The sequence below is a fragment of the Rhizobium sp. P1_C7 genome, from assembly GCF_056406295.1.
This window is the reverse complement of the sequence record NZ_JBFUAL010000026.1, coordinates 19,512-36,389: the sequence shown is the minus strand read 5'-3', so window position 1 is coordinate 36,389 and position 16,878 is coordinate 19,512. Positions and strand designations below refer to the sequence as shown.

Here is a 16,878-nt window from a genome sequence, read left to right as displayed (position 1 = left end):
GGGATTACTTGTATTTGGACAGCAAATCGTCGATCTGGGCTGCGGCCTCGTGAATGCGTTTTTCCGGATCGGCCCCGAGGGCAATATCCTTCACTGCGGGGTTGATGGCATTGAAATAGTCGAACCAGCCGACCGTCTTCGGCGGGCCGAAACTCGCTGCTGCCGTCGAGACAGCAAGCTTGTTCGGCTGTGCGCTCTGATAGAGAGGCGATGCGGAAATCAACGAGGCTCGTACGGGCATGGAGCCCCACAGCTTGTGGAATTCCGTCCGGTTTTCGTCGTTGCACATGAAAGCCAAGAAGGCGGCGGTCTCGTTCTGGTGGCTGGAACCCGACCAGACGAAGGGAGCGTCAGAGACCGACGAGGTGTAATAGATGGTTCCGTGCGGCACCGGCGACGCGCCCCAGTTGAAAGCTTCGGGATGCGCGCGAAGATAGGAGGTGACGATCATCGAACCGAAATCGATGGCCGCGGCACCGCCGAGGAACTGGTTGGCGACATTGCCTGTCGGCGCAAAGCCGTTCTGGAAGAACGACTGGTAGCGTTTCATGCCCGCAACGGCCTCGGGCGTATCGATATAACCGGTGACCGACAGCCCGTCGTTGGAGACACCGGCGAAGGTCCTGTAGCTACTGGTCGACGGATCGGCCTTGCTGTCGCCCATCATCCGGATCCACATGCTTTCCATCTGCGTGTAGTTGGAGCCCGGCCCGCCATTGCCGTAAGTCGAGGATGCAAGGGCATAGGTCTGGTTGTCACCAGCCGCCCTGATCTTCTGCGTCAGCTCCGCAAGAGCCGCCTCGAACTGCTCGATTGTCCAGCCGTCCTTGACATCGATAACTTCAGGCGGCGTCTGGACACCGTACTTTTTGAAAATATCCCGGTTGAAGTACATGAGCACCGGGTTGGTCTCCCAGGGCATGCACACGAGATTGCCTTCGATCGTCGCCGAGTCACGCAATGGCGCGGACATGTCGGCCAGGAAATCCTGTGAAAAGAATGTCTGCAGCGGCGCAGCGATTTCGCCCGCACCATACGCTGCCGCGAAATCGCTGCGGCCCATCATCAGGTCGGGTGCGTCGCCGGAAGAGATATAAACCTGCGCCTTGGTCGGCAGGTCGCCATACGGCACCCGCTCCTCCGCGATGGTGATATTAGGATAGGCTGCATTGAACTTCTTGTAGAGCGTCCCCAGAAAGTCGTTGACGGCCGGCGGATAGTCCTGGTGCATAAAACGCAGCTGCACCGTCTCCTCGGTTAGTTCCGGGCCGATATAACCGCCGAGATCGAGCTTGTATTTCCCGGGATTGCTGCCGGGGCCGGCGGTTGCCGATACGGCTCCCATGAACGGAACCATCGCCATGCCCGCGGATATCTGGGCGGCGCCCTGCAGCAGGCGACGACGGGTAAGCACTGTCTTGAAGTTTGGCGTCTCGGAGGATGTCATGGTGTTTTCCTGATGGCTTGGAGTGGCAATTTCGAATTTCGCAGACTACGACAGGGACCGGCCCTGTCGTGGAAAGACCGCTCAATGCATTGGTTGACGATCGATGCGGGCCTGTGTGCTTGCATCGAAGAGGTGGCACCTGGACACTGGCATCGACAATCTCACCTGCTCGCCTCTGCGGATTGCGAGGCGATCCTGGACGATCAGTGCCAGACGCTGGCCGGCGAGTTCGACAGTGACATGGGTTTCCGAACCGGTTGGCTCGACCACAACCGCAATTGCCTTCACCCCGTTACCGTCGATCGCAATATGCTCGGGGCGAATGCCCAGCCGTACCGCACCCGCTTTCAGCGCGGCCCCGTAGTCCGATATGTCAAGAACCTGGCCGTCGGCCAGTTTGAAGCGCGTGATGTCGCCGCACACGATCTCTCCATCCAGGAGATTCATGGACGGTGAACCGATGAACGTCGCGACGAAAGTATTGTTCGGCCGATCGTAGAGCTCTAGCGGTGGCCCGATCTGCTCGACCAGCCCCTGACGCATCAGCACGATGCGATCCGCCATCGTCATTGCCTCGATCTGGTCATGCGTCACGTAAATCGTCGTGACCCCGAGGCGAGCGTGAAGATCCTTGATCTCGGTGCGCATCTGTACGCGAAGCTGCGCATCGAGGTTGCTGAGTGGCTCGTCAAAGAGGAAAACCTTAGGCTGCCGCACGATTGCCCGACCCATGGCAACGCGCTGTTGCTGCCCGCCGGAAAGCTGGCGGGGAAGCCGTTCGAGAAGATGCTCGAGCCCTAGGATGCGTGACGCCTCGCGAACACGATCGCCGATCGTCGCCTTGTCCTCGCCGCGCATTTCCAGGGCAAATGCCATGTTTTCGCGAACCGTCATATGCGGATAAAGCGCGTAGTTCTGGAACACCATCGCAATATCCCGATCCTTGGCAGCGAGCCCATTGACGACCGTTCCACCGATTTCGATTTCACCGTCGGTGATCGTGTCGAGGCCCGCGATCATCCTGAGAAGCGTGGATTTTCCACAACCCGAAGGGCCAACGAGGCTTAGAAATTCGCCATCACGAATCTTGAAGTTGATGCCCTTCAATATCCTTTGCTGTGCGAAGTCCTTTACGACACCGTGAAGCTCAAGGCTGGCCATATGCGTTTCCCTAGCGAACGAGCTGACCGATGATCCGCTTCCCGCCTAGGCGAAAGAGAAATGATCGTTTCATCGGACACCACAGGGAAATCACGATTTCATAAGAACATCAATCGGAGATGAGCTTTTTTTCATCATTTATTTTTTATGATTATTTTTTATGCGTAAAGCGTCACGGCGCAGGCATTGTAGGCGTCGTTATGCATATTTATTGATCATTTATGCTTGGCCATGAGAAATGTACATTTCTTAGCCATGCATGGTTGCGCGTCATATGAAACCATGATTACATTTGCCAACGAATGAAATGAATTTTTCTTACAGCCCTAACCTCGCAGTCGGCGAGCTCGGCAAAAGTGGATACGACATGACGATATCAGGAGAGACATTCTACAACCGCTCCATGGAGCTTCCCGACGAGTTGCTGGTTGGCTCCATCGACACACATATCCATAGTGGCCCCTGGCTGAAGTCGTGTCCTGGCCGCGTCGATCCATTCCAGATTGCCGAGCAGGCCAAGGCCGCCGGCATGCGTGCCGTCGTTTTCTACGACCATACGCTCGGCAACAGCGCCGGGACAGCATGGCTCGCCAGCCGCGTGGTCAAGGGTATTGATATCTACGGCGGCATCATCCTGACCTCCGTGCAAGGAGGAATGAACCCCCGTGCGGTAAAGACGGCACTGAATTACGGAGCAGGCGCGAAATTCGTGCATTTCGGCGCTCACTGCACCTATCATATGGCCAGCAACGAGGGCGCGCTCATCGACGGCAAGCCGGTGAAGTTCAAGGAACTTTATCCGAAATTTGCGCAGGAAGAGCTGACACGCGCCATCCGCATTCCCCTCGAGGATCCAATTCCTGGAGAGCTTGAAGAGATCCTCGGCCTGCTTGCCGAGCGTCCCGATGTCTTCGTCAATACCGGGCACGTCTCTCCGGCTGAAGTGATGCGCTTGGCCGATCTCGCTGAGAAGCATGGCATTGCCAAGCTGATCGTCGCACATCCGGCACGCGCTTTGCTCACGATGGAACAACAGAAGAATCTCGTGTCGCGCGGCTTTTATCTGGAAGGAGCGGCGTCGGACTGGCTGTTCCACCGCGGGCTGCCGCGGACCAATTACTATGTCGAACGGGAATATGCCGACGAGATCGCCGGCATTGCCAATGCGCCACAGTTCAATGGCGTCGGCCCGTGGGCTCGACAACTCAAGGAGATTGGCCTCGACAATATCGTGCTTGGAACGGACTACGGGATCCGCTCGTCACCGACGCCGATCGAAGGAATGCGGCTGATCGTCAGCGCATTGCTGGATCTCGAATTTTCCGTCGACGAGATCGAGACGCTGATCAAGCACAACCCCGCCCGGCTCCTCGGCCTTGAGGCCTGATTGATATGACCCGCGCCATTGTTGCCGACGATGCCGCCTCCTTTGGCAGCATCGAGAGGCTTCGCTTGCTCCTCCTCAACCCCAACACAAGTTCCGCCACCACCGACATGATGGTGCGGATCGCCCGACAATCAGCCGACGCCCGCGTCGACATAACGGGACTGACCGCAGCCGTCGGCCCCTCCCTGATCACCAACGAGACGGAACTCGCCATTGCCGCGGATGGCGTTCGCGCTTCGGTCGAGGCGATCGGCGAGCCGAAACCGGACGGGATCATCATCGCGGCTTTCGGCGATCCCGGCCTGGAGGCGGCGCGTGAGATCGCAGGCTGCGCCGTGGTCGGCATTGCCGAGGCGGCGATGAGGGAAGCGGCGTTGAATTCCCGACCTTTTTCGGTGGTGACCACCACCCCGCACCTGGCATCCGCCATTCGCAAACGGGCCGAACACTATGGTCATGGCGATAGCTTGCTGTCAGTGCGCATCACCGATGGCGATGTGTTCCGCACGATGGCCGATGCGCGCGGCCTGCTCGACGCGCTCGAGGCGACGGCGCGGCGCGCCATCAATGAGGACGGAGCACAAGCGATCGTGGTCGGCGGTGGACCGCTTTCGGACGCCGCACGCGACTTGTCGGACAGGATCGGCATTCCCGTTATCGAGCCGATACCGGCCGCTCTGCGCCTTATCGTCCATCGACGGAGGGCAGCCTCATGAGCATGCCGACCTCTGGGATCCGACGTCCCTAGTCTGCGGTCCATCCACCGTCGATAACCAGCGAAGAACCGGTCATAAGCGAAGAGGCCTCGCTTGCAAGGAAAACGATCGCCCCCATCAGGTCCTCGGGCTGACCAAGTCTGCCAAGCTTGATCTTTGCTAGAACTCGTTCCTTGAAGCCTTCATCTGCAAAAAAAGGCCTCGTCATTGGGGTCTCGATGAAAGTAGGGCAAAGTGTATTGCTGCGAATACCAAGAGGTGCCAATTCGATGGCCATCGCCTTCGAAAGGCCCTCCAAAGCCCATTTTGATGCACAATAGATGCTGCGATTGGCAGCTCCAACATGGCCCATCTGCGATGACATGTGGATGATCGATCCCGCTTTCCCCGTCGCGATCAAACGGTTGGCTACCGCCTGCGCTACAAAGAATGCCCCCCGAACATTGATCGCCATGACGGCGTCGTAGTCGACTGCACTCACGACGGTAAACGGACCGGGACGATTGGTACCCGCATTATTGACCAGTATTTCAAATGGGTCGGCCGCCGTGATCGCGGCCTCCACCATGGCAATGTCGGTGACATCCAAGACTAGTGAATCAGCCTTGCCGCCTGCCGCTCTGATCTGGCTGACCACATCCTCGATCTCGTCCGGGGTCCGGGCAGCCAGGGTCACATGCGCTCCCGCACCGGAAAGGGCGCTTGCCGCAGCTGCGCCGATCCCACGTCCGGCGCCCGTAACGAGCGCTCTCCGTCCCGTCAGATCGAACGATGGGGTGATCGGCAATTTGGGCGTCATACGAATGTATCCTGCATCAAATATTCGCGCTTACGCGCCGCGCTGGCGTGATTTCATCAAGGGCATGACATTCGCGATAAAGTCGGGAACATCAGTCGAAAAATCGGGGAAGGTCAGGCAAACCCCACCCACACCATAAGATGCTAGCGCGTCCAGATGTTCAGCTATCTTCTGGTAGGAGCCAACGATGTAAGGCACCGACATGAATGTCTTCGCTTCGGACGAAAGCTCCTTGTAGTCAGCCCGGTTGCGGTCCATGCCTGAAGCGCGCATCCATTCCTCGATAGCCACATCGTCGCGATTGTCCAGATAGCGCTGTTTCTCGGCCTGCGCTTCTTCTTCGGTTTCAGCAGCAATCACGTTCAAAAGGGAATAGGATGTGACGGAACGGCCCTTGGCGTCAGCAAGGGCGGCAATCTTCTTTGCCACTACTCCCAGCTGCTCCGCGGTGTCATTCATGCGACCAATGAACGAGTAATCCGCCTGCTCGGCCACAAAGGCCAGAGCGCCATCGGATTGCCCCGCGCACACAATAGGCAGCGGTTTTGACGGCTTGGGCCACGATCTGCAGTCTTCGATATTGAAATGCTTGCCCTTGAATGTGACGCTTTCCTCTATCCACAACCTCCTGAGAATGGTCAGGTACTCGTCGGCATATTCATACCGGTTGAGATAGTAGTCATCATCGCTCCAAAGCCCCATCTGGGCATATTCAAACTTGTTCCAGCCCGCTACGATATTGATCGTGAATCGATTCCCGCTGATGTCGTTCACCGTGGCGGCCATTTTCGCGGCTACTGCCGGATTAATCGTGCGAACGGCCACGGATGCGATCAGCTGGATCTTGGAAGTCACGGCAGCAAGCCCGGACATTAGAGTGAACGATTCTAGGGCCCCGTCCCAGTGGCCGGACTCGCCTCCGTAGCCACGCCATTTGACCTGGGAGAGGACGAACTCCATTCCGGCCTTTTCTACAGCAAGCGTAACTTCCTTGTTGAGTTCCCAAGTTGCATCTCGTTCCGACGGCATACCCTTGGCAATGACGAGCCCTCCCGTAGTGCTCGGCAGAAAAATTCCCAGTTCAAGGTAGTTCGCCATCTGACGCTCCGGATTGGATTTGCGAATACGCATGCAGCATTGTCATTGCCCAAAGTCATGTCAAGGGTCGGCAGGTGAGAATTTGCGCGGGCTAGTTTGCATGCCTTCCTACGATCTTTTGCCAATAAATTCCATTAAAACACTGGCATTTTCGACTAGGATCACAACCTTCAAGCACGATCTGCACCCGAAAATCAGGCAGGAACTTTTCCGCACAAAAATCCGGTTGACATTCAAATACAACAACGGGAGTATTCGATGAATACGCATGCGAAAAATCCCGGCCATCGTGGTGAGGGATAAAAATAGGGGAACTAACAATGCTATTGAAAAGTGATTATCGCGCGCTGCTGGCCTGTGTCGCCATTGCAATGGGCTCGGTGACTTCCGCTGCTTATGCTGATGAGGCAAGCGACGGCGTTGCCCGTGCGACCGAAATTATCGAGACTCATCGCAAGCCTCCGGTTTACAAGCCTGCAGGAGAGGCCTTCGACATCCAGGCTGCCGCCAAGGGTAAGAAGATGATCTCCATCCCCAACACTAGCGCCAACCAGTTCCTGAAAGGGATCATCGAACGCGAGATCGCTATCGGGAAGGAAATCGGTCTTGATGTTCGCGAATGGGAAAACCAGGGCCAGCCGAGCCAGTGGGTGCAGGGCATCGAATATGCGATGCAGAACAAGATCGATGTTGTTGACTTGATCTCAGGTGTCAATCCGGCCGTCGTCGAGCCTCAGCTTCAAGCCGCCAAGGATGCGGGCGTCAAGGTCTTCACATCACATTTCTACGACCCGTCACAGCCGGCCAGCCCACTTCTGGAAGGCGACCTGCCAGTCAGCTTCTATGGCCAGGGCTGGTTGCTCGGCAACTGGATGATCTACAAGACGAAGGGTGATGCCCGCGCTATCGTGGTGAAATCCGACGAAGTGCCGCCGACCGGACCGCTCGTTCAGGGCATCCGCGACGCATTCTCGAAGAATTGCCCGAAATGCACCATCCTTCAGGAGATCAACGTGGGCATAACCGAGTGGAGCACCAAGATTCAGCCATCGGTTCAGGCCGCATTGATTTCCAACCCCACCGCGAATTATGTCATTCCGATTTATGACAGCATGAGCCAGTTTGTCGTACCGGCGATGGAATTGACCGGCAAGGGCGAGACCGTCAAGATCGCGACATCGAACGGCACTCCGTTCGTGCTCGACTTCATTCGTGAAGGCAAGGTAGAGATGGATATCGGCGAAAGCCAAGATTGGATCGCCCGCTCGACGATCGACGGCTACATGCGCAAGCTTGCAGGTCTGCCTATGCCGAAGGATATCGGTGTTCCCTACTATATCTTCGAGGCATCGAATGTTGAGAGTGCCGGCGTGCCGGCAGTACCAAACAAGGGTTATGGCGACGAATATGTAAAGGGCTTCAACGAGACCTGGAAGATCAAGTAGTCGCCATGAACGAGGATCACGTCCATGCAAATGCCCCCGGCACGGATTCTGCCGCGCCGGCGGCACTGCTTGTGTCAAATATAGCCAAAACCTTTGGGGGCGCTCGCGCCCTCAAAGGAATTGACTTCTTCGTCAAGCCCGGAGAAGTACACGGACTTCTCGGACAGAACGGGTCGGGAAAGTCTACATTCGTAAAAATTCTTTCGGGGTTCCATGCCCCGGACGCAGGGGGCTCCATATCGGTATTCGGTGAGCCGCTCGATTTACCCATGCGCGCGGGCGCATTCCGCGACTACCAAATGGCCTTTGTTCACCAGCATCTTGGTCTGGTACCCTCGCTTTCAGTGCTCGAAAACATGCGGGTGGCGTCCGTCACGTCGATGAAGCCTTTCATCGATTGGAAAGCAGAGCGTGTCGCGGCACAGGCCGCGCTCGATCGCTTTGGCATCAGCATTGATCTTGACGCCCGTACCGGAGCGATTTCACAGATCGAGCGGGCTCTTCTTGCCATTGTGCGCGCGTCGGAAGACCTGCGCGTGGCTCAGCGCAAGAGCGGCAGAGGCGGCATCCTCATTCTCGACGAGCCCACACCATTTTTACCGCGCGAAGGCGTTGATCGTCTGTTCGATCTGGTAAGGCAGGTTGCATCTCAGGGCGACAGCGTGATTTTCATCTCGCACGACATTGACGAAGTCCGCGAGATCACCGATCGCGCGACGATTTTGCGGGACGGCTCGGTCAGCGGCACCTTGATCACAAAGCAGGCTTCGCATGACGATTTTGTCGAGGGCATTATTGGTCGGCGCATTACCCGCAAGACCACGAATATTGCTGGCAAGACAACACGACGTATCAAGGTCGTCATAAGCGACATCAAGGAACCCGATCTTGTCGTTCCGCAGATTGAAATCGCTGAAGGTGAAATTCTGGGGCTGACTGGCCTTATTGGCTCCGGCTACGAGCGGGTGCCCTACCTCGTTTTCGGGGCTACTAAAGCATCGGCCGGAACATTGGTGCTCGAAGGCAATTCGCTGCCGCTCTCTACCATATCGCCAAAGCGGGCCGTACAGCGGGGCATGGCCCTTTTGCCATCGGACCGACCCAAGGCCAGCGGCGTATCCAGCCTCAGCGTAGCCGACAACATGCTCGTGCTGGATCTCGAGCGTTTCGTTGGCAAGCTTGGCCTGAGGCGGGGCGCCATTGCAAAAAGGGCGGCCGAGCTCGCCACGGAATACGAAGTACGCCCCAATGACCCCGGAATGCGACTTGGATCGCTCAGCGGCGGCAATGCACAGAAGGTGCTGCTGGCAAAATGGCTGATCCGCAAACCGGAACTGCTGATGCTGGACGAACCCACCCAGGGCGTCGACGTCGGAACGCGCCAGCAAGTGTTCGAAGTTATTCGCTCGGCAGCCAATGGCGGCGCAGCTGTGCTGTGCGCAAGTTCCGATTTCGACCAGCTTGCCGACCTTTGCACCCGCGTGCTTGTTTTTGCGCGAGGCCGGATCGTCGATGAACTGGTTGGAACCCAAATCAGTAAAGATAATATAGCGGAGGCCTGTTATGGTCACTCAAGTCTCGACGTCGCTTAATACGGAAAAGAAGCGCTCACGCGTCAAGATAGGTTCTCAAATCGAGCGCTTTGCTCTCGTCGCTGTATGGCTGCTGATCATTGTGGTGTTTTCCATAATGTTGCCGGGCATCTTCCTGAGTTGGACGAATTTCTCGATTCTCTTTGCGACCCAGGCTCCCGGCGCAATCCTGGCGCTTGCCCTGATCATACCGCTCACCGCCGGGGACTACGATCTCTCGGTGGGAGCAACGCTGACGATGTCGGCCGTGACGGTTGGCGTGCTCAACGCTGTCTATCAGATGCCTATCGCTCTTGTGATTCCGATCGCACTGGGGATCGGCGTGATCATCGGTCTGGTGAACTCCTTTTTCATCGTCTACATGCGTATTCCGTCACTTGTGGTCACAATGGGAACGACTTCCGTGCTCACAGGTGTTGTTCAGTGGATGACAAATTCCTCGACCATCGGCGGCATCTCTCCAATTCTCATCAATCTTGTGGCTCGCTGGCGGCTTTTTGGTATCTCCTACGCCTTCTACTATGTGATCGTCATAGCGATCGCGATCTGGCTCGTCTTTGAATATACACCTCTGGGCCGTCGCATCCTTTTTGTCGGTCGTAGCCGCGAAGTTGCGCGCCTCTCCGGCATCGATGTCGATCGCGTGCGTGTGGGGTGTCTGGTCGCTTCGGCTGTGCTCGCATCGGTCGGCGGCGTCGTCTATGCTGGGCTGCTGGGTGCCGCTGATCCCTTCTCCGGGCTAAACTATCTGCTGCCGGCTTTCGCCGCAGCCTATCTCGGGGCAACCTCGATCATTCCGGGCCGGTTCAATCCCTGGGGCGCAGTCATTGCGGTGTACTTCCTCGCCACCGGCATCACGGGCCTGACTATGCTCGGCATCCCGCTTTGGGTGACAAGCGTCTTCAATGGCGCCGCGCTAATCCTCGCCGTAACAGTCTCGCAGTTCGCCCGTGGGCGTGAAGAGACCGATATAGCCTAAGACAGAAAGCATGCCTGTGATCAACGATGAGAAGGCCGTTCTGGTTACCGGCTGCAGCGGGTTTATTGGTAGCCAGGTGGTCACCCGCCTGGCTGCCGAGGGACGCAAGGTTTACGCTACCGATGTAGCGCCCCCGAGACAGCAACGCGTACCAGGCGTCGAATACTACTTTGCCGACGTCAGGGATATTGCACGCCACGCACCCGTTGTGGCGCGCCATTGCAGCGAGATCATTCACTGCGGCGGTATTTCGGGGCCGATGCTTCTCGGCGATAACCCGGCTGAGGTCCTCGATATCAACATCCGCGGAACCAGCCAGTTGCTGTCCCTGGCGAGCGAACTGGAGATAAGGCGCTTCGTCTCGCTGTCGTCAGTATCGGCCTACGGCAGCACACCTTCTGGTTTGGAAACCGTTGATGAAACAGTACCCCTGACCGCCTCGACATTCTATGGCACCAGCAAGGCTGCTTCGGATCTCGCGCTGCAGGCCTTTGTACAGAATCTCGGTCTGAGTGCGGTCGCGCTCCGTATCGGCTGGGTCTATGGCCCGGGGCGTGTGACGGATGCTATTATCCAGCCGCTGGTACGGTCCGCATCCGGATCGGCGTACAGAATGGACGCTGGCGCGGATCATCGCATCCAGTTCGTGCACGTCGATGACGTCGTCTCCGCCATATTCTGTGCCTTGGAAGCGCCTTCGTTGCCGCGGGCCGCTTACAATATCAATGGCGAAGCCCTCAGCGTCGGCCGCCTGTTTGAGCTTGTTGCAGCCCAGCTTCCCTCGTTGAGTGCAAGCGTCGGACCGGGAATGATGCCCGGCACCGAAATTCAGGGGCGCATGTCCATCGAGGCTGCACGTCAGGACCTGGGGTGGACGCCCAAGATCGACTTTGAAACAGGGCTGCGCGCTTATGTCGATTGGCTTCGCCACAATCCATACTGAAAGCCCAGGTAAGACATCCATGGCCCGTTTTGACAATCGCACCATCCTGATCACCGGTGCCGGCAGTGGACTGGGATTGGCAACTGCCAATCTTTTGGCCAGCGAAGGCGCAAGTGTCATCGCCCTCGATCTGGCCTTTTCGCCGGAACTGCAGGGAATGGCGCTAAAGTACGAGGCAGATATACGCGATGTTGCGGCGCTGACGTCGTTGGTCGCCGAGGTTGAGAGCACTCTCGGCTTCATCGACGGTGTCGCTGCCTTTGCCGGGATTGAAATGACCGGTCGTATTGACGAGGTATCCGACGACGACTGGACTCGCGTTTTTGCAATTAACGTCATCGGCTCAGCCAACACCGTTCGCGCTGCCCTGCCCCACCTCGAACGCGCGAACAATGCAGCCGTCGTCTTGTGCTCGTCGCAACTCTCCCTTTCGGGCGGCAAGGATTGCGTTGCCTATGCGGCGTCGAAAGGCGCGATCAATTCGCTCTGCCGAAGCCTTGCTGTGGATCATGCGTCGCAGGGAATTCGGATCAATGCCGTCGCGCCCGGGGCGACGGAAACCCCGATGATGAGCCGCGCATTCAGGAATGCTTCCGACGCCGCCAAGCAGGCGTCAATGGCTCGGCATGCGCTCGGCCGCTTCGGGCAAGCACATGAAACAGCGTCCGCTGCCGCCTTTCTGTTGAGTGCCGAAGCCTCCTTCATCACAGGCGTCGTATTGCCCGTGGACGGCGGCTGGACCGCCGCCTGAAAGACACCGTCTCAATCTCACTGCCCAAGTCAAAGCCGTTGCAGGTCTGCGACTTTCGGAGACCTGCAACGATAACTATTTTACTCTGCGGCTGTGCCGTACGGCACATTCTTGTTGCCGTAGCGGCGCACGCGAACGTTGGCCTGTTCGGCATGGCCGACAAATCCCTCCAACATGGAAAGACGTGAGCAGCGCTCGCCGACCAAAACACTTGCCTCGTCGGTTAGTACTTTTTGGTAGGTGCAGGTCTTCATGAACTTGCCGACCCACAATCCGCCGGTAAATCGTCCGGCCTTTTTCGTAGGCAAGGTATGGTTGGTGCCGATAACCTTGTCGCCAAAGGCGACATTGGTCCGTGGCCCCAGGAACAGCGCACCGTAGTTGGTCATGTTCTCTAGAAAATAATCCGGATTGCGGGTCATCACCTGCACATGTTCGGATGCAATAAAATCAGCCTGCTTGAGCATTTCCTCATCGCTTCCGCACACAATGACCTGCCCGAAATCCTGCCACGACGCCCGCGCAACATCAGCAGTCGGCAATATTGTCAGCAGACGCTCGATCTCCGCCAGTGTTTCGACGGCAAGTTTGCGAGACGTCGTCAACAGGATGCAGGGCGAAGTAGGGCCATGCTCGCCCTGACCGAGCAGATCGGTAGCGCAGATTTCCGCGTCAACACTATCATCGGCGATAACGAGCGTTTCGGTTGGACCGGCAAAGAGGTCGATACCGACCCGGCCATAAAGCTGGCGTTTCGCTTCGGCGACAAAGGCATTGCCGGGGCCGACAAGCATATCCACTGCGCCAACCGAGTCGGTGCCAAGTGCCATCGCGCCAATCGCCTGGACACCGCCGAGCACCAGGATTTCATCCGCTCCGGCAAGATGCATGGCGGCAACGATGGCCGGATGTGCGCCACCGCGGAACGGGGGCGCCGAGGCGACAACCCGCTTCACACCAGCAACCTTGGCCGTCAGCACGCTCATATGCGCAGACGCCACCATCGGATACTTGCCGCCCGGCACATAGCAGCCGACGGAATTGACCGGAATGTTTTTGTGCCCGAGGATGACGCCTGGCAGCGTCTCGACCTCGAGATCACGCAATGCCGCTTTCTGGTGTTGGGCAAAGTTGCGCACTTGCGCCTGGGCAAATCGGATGTCCTCAAGGTCGCGAGATGACACCTGGGACAGGGCATGCGCGATTTGCTCATCGTTCAGCCGGAAGCTCTCTGGTGACCAGTTGTCGAATTTCTCCGACAGTTCCCGGACGGCAGCGTCTCCACGTTTGGCGATGTCGTCGAGTATGGCCTCGACAGTTCGCCTGACATTCGCGTCTGCTTCCTCTATCTGATCAGCGTGCCGCCCAGCCTTGATTACTTCAGCCATGAAAACCTCCTCTTGCATACGCATGCAATAACTTTGTCTCTGCCGCATGTCAATGATCAAGGTTTCAGCGAAGGATTTTCGTCCATGAAAAAACAGGCTATAAAGGGTTCTGCGCCGTTGCTTCAGAAGCCCCGGACGATTAAACATAGATGAAGTCGTCAATTGCTTTGAATGCGGATGCGAAGGAGAATTCATGCGGGGTGGCGCGGTCAGGACAACATCATTCGATGTTGCCGCACTTGCAGGTGTATCTCAATCCGCCGTGTCCCGCGCGTTCACACCGGGGTCCAGCATCAAGGAGTCGACCAGATTAAAAATACTGGATGCGGCCAAGAAGCTCAATTATGTCCCGAACTCCATCGCCAGCAGCCTGACCACCAATCGGTCGAACATGGTGGCGGTCATTCTGGGCAGCATGGCCAACCCGTTTTATGTGCATGTCCTTCATGCGTTTAGCCGCGACTTGCAAAAGAAGGGACGGCAGACGCTGACCTTCACGCTCGACGAGGGCATGGGCACGGACGAGGCAATCCTCAAGATACTGCAATATCAGGTCGAGGCAGTGATCCTCACTTCTGTCCAGCTATCAACCCGCATGATCAACCTTTGCCACGATCGAGGCATCCCCGTCGTGCTCTTCAATCGCTATATCCCGCATAGTGACGCATATGGCGTCCGCTGCGACAATGTCGGCGGCGGAAGGTTGATTGCCGAAGCGTTTCTCCAGGCAAACGCAAAAACATTCATGATGATCACGGGTGATCCTAATGGCACCACCAGTGCTGACCGCGTGCGTGGCTTTGTCGATCGCCTGCTCGAAGCGGGCATCAAACGTGACGCGATAGTGGACTATGCCGGCGGGTCCTCCTACGAAGGCGGCGCCGCCGCAATCGATCGCCACGTGGCCAGTGGCAAGCCGTTTCCCGAGGCGGTGTTCGGCATCGCCGACATCATGGCGATGGGCGCTATGGATACGCTCAGGATCAGCTATGGCAAGCGTATCCCCGACGATATCATGGTTGCCGGTTTCGATGGCATTCCCGAAGGCGCGCGGCCACCCTACCAACTGACAACGGTCGCCCAGCCCATGAACCAGATGGTGACCGAGACGATCGAACTGCTGCACCTCGACGACCCGCAAAAGCCGCTGGTGATCACCGACGACCATCCCTTTCCTGGTGAAATGATCTGGCGTGCCACGGTGCCAAGACCGGCTAAGTAGCCCGCGATGGGCTGAACTTGCCCCGGCCGTGTGCACATTATGCGTACGTATTCAACCGCGGAATACATACTCGCTCCCGCATGACTTTTCAGCCGGGCTGTCACCACCCTGTTCCGGAATTCAACGAAAGCGGCCCCGGGGGCTTTCCTCCAGGGCCGCATCTCAAACGCCTATTCCGCCGCCTCGGCGACAGGCGGAAAGTAGCCAAAGTTGAACGGCTCGGGCTCGCCGCGCTCGTCCTTCATGGCTTTGCGCAACGCTGAGGTGGCAACATCGTCCACAGCATTACCCGCATTGAGCACGACGCCATAAGCGTCCCGCGCCCTTTCCGCAGATACCAGGTCGTAGCGTACATCGCGCGCCACGCTCTCCACCGGCCTGTCGAGCGGATCGCCCCAGCCGCCGGAACCGGCCGTGTTGAAGACGATGACGTCACCGGCGTTCACAGCAAGATTGTCGATCTTCGAGGGAATACGCTCGCGCTCATCCGACCCTTTTCTGATCAGCCACTTGCTGGAAGTACCACCGAACTGACCACCATTGATGCCCCATGGCGGCACGACTTCGCGGTCGTCATGGATGGAAACCTTGCCGGGTTCCAGCACGCGGTAGACCTTTTCGATGCCGGCACCGCCGCGATGCAATCCCGCCCCCCCGGAGTCCCGGATAGGCCGATAGCTCTCGACGAGAACCGGATAGTAGTTCTCGATATATTCGATGGGCGTCGCGGAAAACAACGGCCACCATGCGTGGCCATCCAGACCGTCGCCGCGGGGCCTGCCCGGAACGCCCCCAAACAGCAGTTCCATGAGCTGGAAATACTTGTTGTCCTTGTCATGGCCGGTGAAGATGAAGTGAGGGCTTGTACCATATCCCGCCGCCATCGACAGATGGGGTGCCCGCTGGCCCAACGCGCCGGCCTGGCAATCAAAGAACCGGGTATGCGTGTTAAGACGATTGGACAAGGCTGCCGGGAAGCGTGGATTGAGCAAGCTGCCCTCTGGCAGAACGACTTCGAAAAGGTCGTAGAATCCCTCGTTGAACAGGATCGATGGGTCGAATGCCATGATCATGTAAACGCCGAAGAACAGTTTGCAGAGGCCTTCATGGATATGGAAGTTGATCGGGCCTTCGGCCTGGTCATCCGTGCCTGTCCAGTCGAAGACTGCCTTGTCGCCGCGCTTGTAGATCGACAGCGTCATCTTGAACGGGCCGTTGCCGACACCGTCATCATCCACATAGTCGGTGAAGCTGACTGGTTCTGCCGAAATGTACTTGTCGATCAGAACTTTCATTGCTTCGCGCGTGCGGTCCAGCAACATGTCGCAGGCGCCCATATAGGTCTCGCGACCAAAGCGGTCGCAGAGCTCACGGACCCGCGTTGCTGCTGTGCGGCAACCGGCAATCAACGCCATCAGGTCGGCCCGGTTCATGTCGGGCGTGCGGGTGTTGTTAAGCATGATGTCAAGAACGCCCTTGTTGAGGACGCCCTTTTCGTAGATGCGCACGGGTGGGATGCGCAGGCCTTCTTCCCAGATCGTACGGGCATCCGACGGCATTGAACCCGGAACCTTGCCGCCGACATCAACCATGTGGCCGAATATCGACGAGAAGCCCACCAGCACCGTCTGGTGGAAGATCGGCATCATCACGCACCAGTCATTATTGTGCGAGATGGAACCCTTGCAGGCGTAGGGGTCGTTCCAGACGAAGATGTCACCTTCGTTGAGGTCCCCTTCGAACTGCTCGACAATGGCAGGAATGTAGGAGCCGAATTGGCCAACGATCATTTGGCCACGTTCGTTGCAGATCATTGGAAATTCATCATGCTGTTCGCGAATGACGGGCGACAGCGCAATGCGCACTACGACACCATCCATCTCGAAACGGGCATTCTTCAGTGCGTTCTCGATGATATCGAGAGTAATAGGGTCAACGGCCTTGCTCATG

The 16,878-nt window shown here is 57.6% G+C and carries 14 protein-coding genes; 8 read left to right on the top strand and 6 right to left on the bottom strand.

Features of this window, described 5'->3' with window-relative positions:
* Positions 1 to 4 precede the first annotated feature (4 nt).
* On the bottom strand, positions 5 to 1,447 hold the full coding sequence (locus tag AC1D2R_RS27775) for an extracellular solute-binding protein (RefSeq protein WP_477972477.1): 1,443 nt from the start codon (positions 1,445 to 1,447) through the stop codon (positions 5 to 7).
* Between the two features lie 81 nt (positions 1,448 to 1,528).
* On the bottom strand, positions 1,529 to 2,608 hold the full coding sequence (locus AC1D2R_RS27770) for an ABC transporter ATP-binding protein (RefSeq protein ID WP_477972475.1): 1,080 nt from the start codon (positions 2,606 to 2,608) through the stop codon (positions 1,529 to 1,531).
* Positions 2,609 to 2,975: 367 nt separating this feature from the next.
* Here AC1D2R_RS27770 and AC1D2R_RS27765 point away from each other — a divergent pair, with 367 nt between their 5' ends.
* A complete protein-coding gene (locus AC1D2R_RS27765; RefSeq protein ID WP_477972473.1) occupies positions 2,976 to 3,995 on the top strand; it encodes a DUF6282 family protein in 1,020 nt (339 codons plus the stop codon).
* A gap of 5 nt (positions 3,996 to 4,000) precedes the next feature.
* The gene (locus tag AC1D2R_RS27760) at positions 4,001 to 4,711 is read left to right on the top strand and encodes an aspartate/glutamate racemase family protein (RefSeq protein WP_477972471.1); all 711 of its coding nucleotides are present in this window, start codon (positions 4,001 to 4,003) and stop codon (positions 4,709 to 4,711) included.
* A gap of 28 nt (positions 4,712 to 4,739) precedes the next feature.
* Here the strand turns inward: AC1D2R_RS27760 and AC1D2R_RS27755 are convergent, their stop codons facing one another.
* Together AC1D2R_RS27755 and AC1D2R_RS27750 are read right to left on the bottom strand one after the other, a co-directional pair.
* Positions 4,740 to 5,510 carry an SDR family NAD(P)-dependent oxidoreductase gene (locus tag AC1D2R_RS27755; protein ID WP_477972469.1) on the bottom strand — a complete coding sequence of 257 codons (771 nt, stop codon included), beginning with the start codon at positions 5,508 to 5,510 and terminating at the stop codon, positions 4,740 to 4,742.
* Between the two features lie 30 nt (positions 5,511 to 5,540).
* Positions 5,541 to 6,608 carry an LLM class flavin-dependent oxidoreductase gene (locus AC1D2R_RS27750; protein WP_477972467.1) on the bottom strand — a complete coding sequence of 356 codons (1,068 nt, stop codon included), beginning with the start codon at positions 6,606 to 6,608 and terminating at the stop codon, positions 5,541 to 5,543.
* A 320-nt stretch (positions 6,609 to 6,928) separates the two neighbouring features.
* Between AC1D2R_RS27750 and AC1D2R_RS27745 the strand changes: the two genes are divergently transcribed.
* From AC1D2R_RS27745 to AC1D2R_RS27725, 5 genes are read left to right on the top strand one after another with little or no spacing between them, the layout of a single operon-like run.
* The gene (locus AC1D2R_RS27745; protein ID WP_477972465.1) at positions 6,929 to 8,053 is read left to right on the top strand and encodes a sugar ABC transporter substrate-binding protein; all 1,125 of its coding nucleotides are present in this window, start codon (positions 6,929 to 6,931) and stop codon (positions 8,051 to 8,053) included.
* 5 nt (positions 8,054 to 8,058) lie between these two features.
* Positions 8,059 to 9,645, top strand: coding sequence for a sugar ABC transporter ATP-binding protein (locus tag AC1D2R_RS27740; protein WP_477972463.1), 1,587 nt, complete (start codon positions 8,059 to 8,061; stop codon positions 9,643 to 9,645).
* A complete protein-coding gene (locus AC1D2R_RS27735) occupies positions 9,617 to 10,624 on the top strand; it encodes an ABC transporter permease (RefSeq protein WP_477972461.1) in 1,008 nt (335 codons plus the stop codon). The genes AC1D2R_RS27740 and AC1D2R_RS27735 overlap by 29 nt, the downstream gene beginning before the upstream one ends.
* 10 nt (positions 10,625 to 10,634) lie before the next feature.
* Positions 10,635 to 11,567, top strand: a complete 933-nt coding sequence (locus tag AC1D2R_RS27730) for an NAD-dependent epimerase/dehydratase family protein (protein WP_477972459.1) — start codon at positions 10,635 to 10,637, stop codon at positions 11,565 to 11,567.
* Between the two features lie 19 nt (positions 11,568 to 11,586).
* Entirely contained in the window at positions 11,587 to 12,318 is a 732-nt protein-coding gene (locus AC1D2R_RS27725) for an SDR family NAD(P)-dependent oxidoreductase (RefSeq protein ID WP_477972457.1), read from the top strand.
* Between the two features lie 80 nt (positions 12,319 to 12,398).
* On the opposite strand, the gene hisD is transcribed toward AC1D2R_RS27725, so the two are convergent.
* Entirely contained in the window at positions 12,399 to 13,706 is a 1,308-nt protein-coding gene (gene hisD / locus AC1D2R_RS27720; protein WP_477972455.1) for a histidinol dehydrogenase, read from the bottom strand.
* Positions 13,707 to 13,899: 193 nt separating this feature from the next.
* Here hisD and AC1D2R_RS27715 point away from each other — a divergent pair, with 193 nt between their 5' ends.
* Positions 13,900 to 14,928, top strand: coding sequence for a LacI family DNA-binding transcriptional regulator (locus tag AC1D2R_RS27715; RefSeq protein ID WP_477972453.1), 1,029 nt, complete (start codon positions 13,900 to 13,902; stop codon positions 14,926 to 14,928).
* Positions 14,929 to 15,098: 170 nt separating this feature from the next.
* Here AC1D2R_RS27715 and AC1D2R_RS27710 read toward each other — a convergent pair whose 3' ends face one another.
* Positions 15,099 to 16,877 (bottom strand): hydantoinase B/oxoprolinase family protein, encoded by a 1,779-nt coding sequence (locus tag AC1D2R_RS27710; RefSeq protein ID WP_477972451.1) that lies wholly within the window; start codon positions 16,875 to 16,877, stop codon positions 15,099 to 15,101.
* Between the last annotated feature and the right edge of the window lies 1 nt (position 16,878).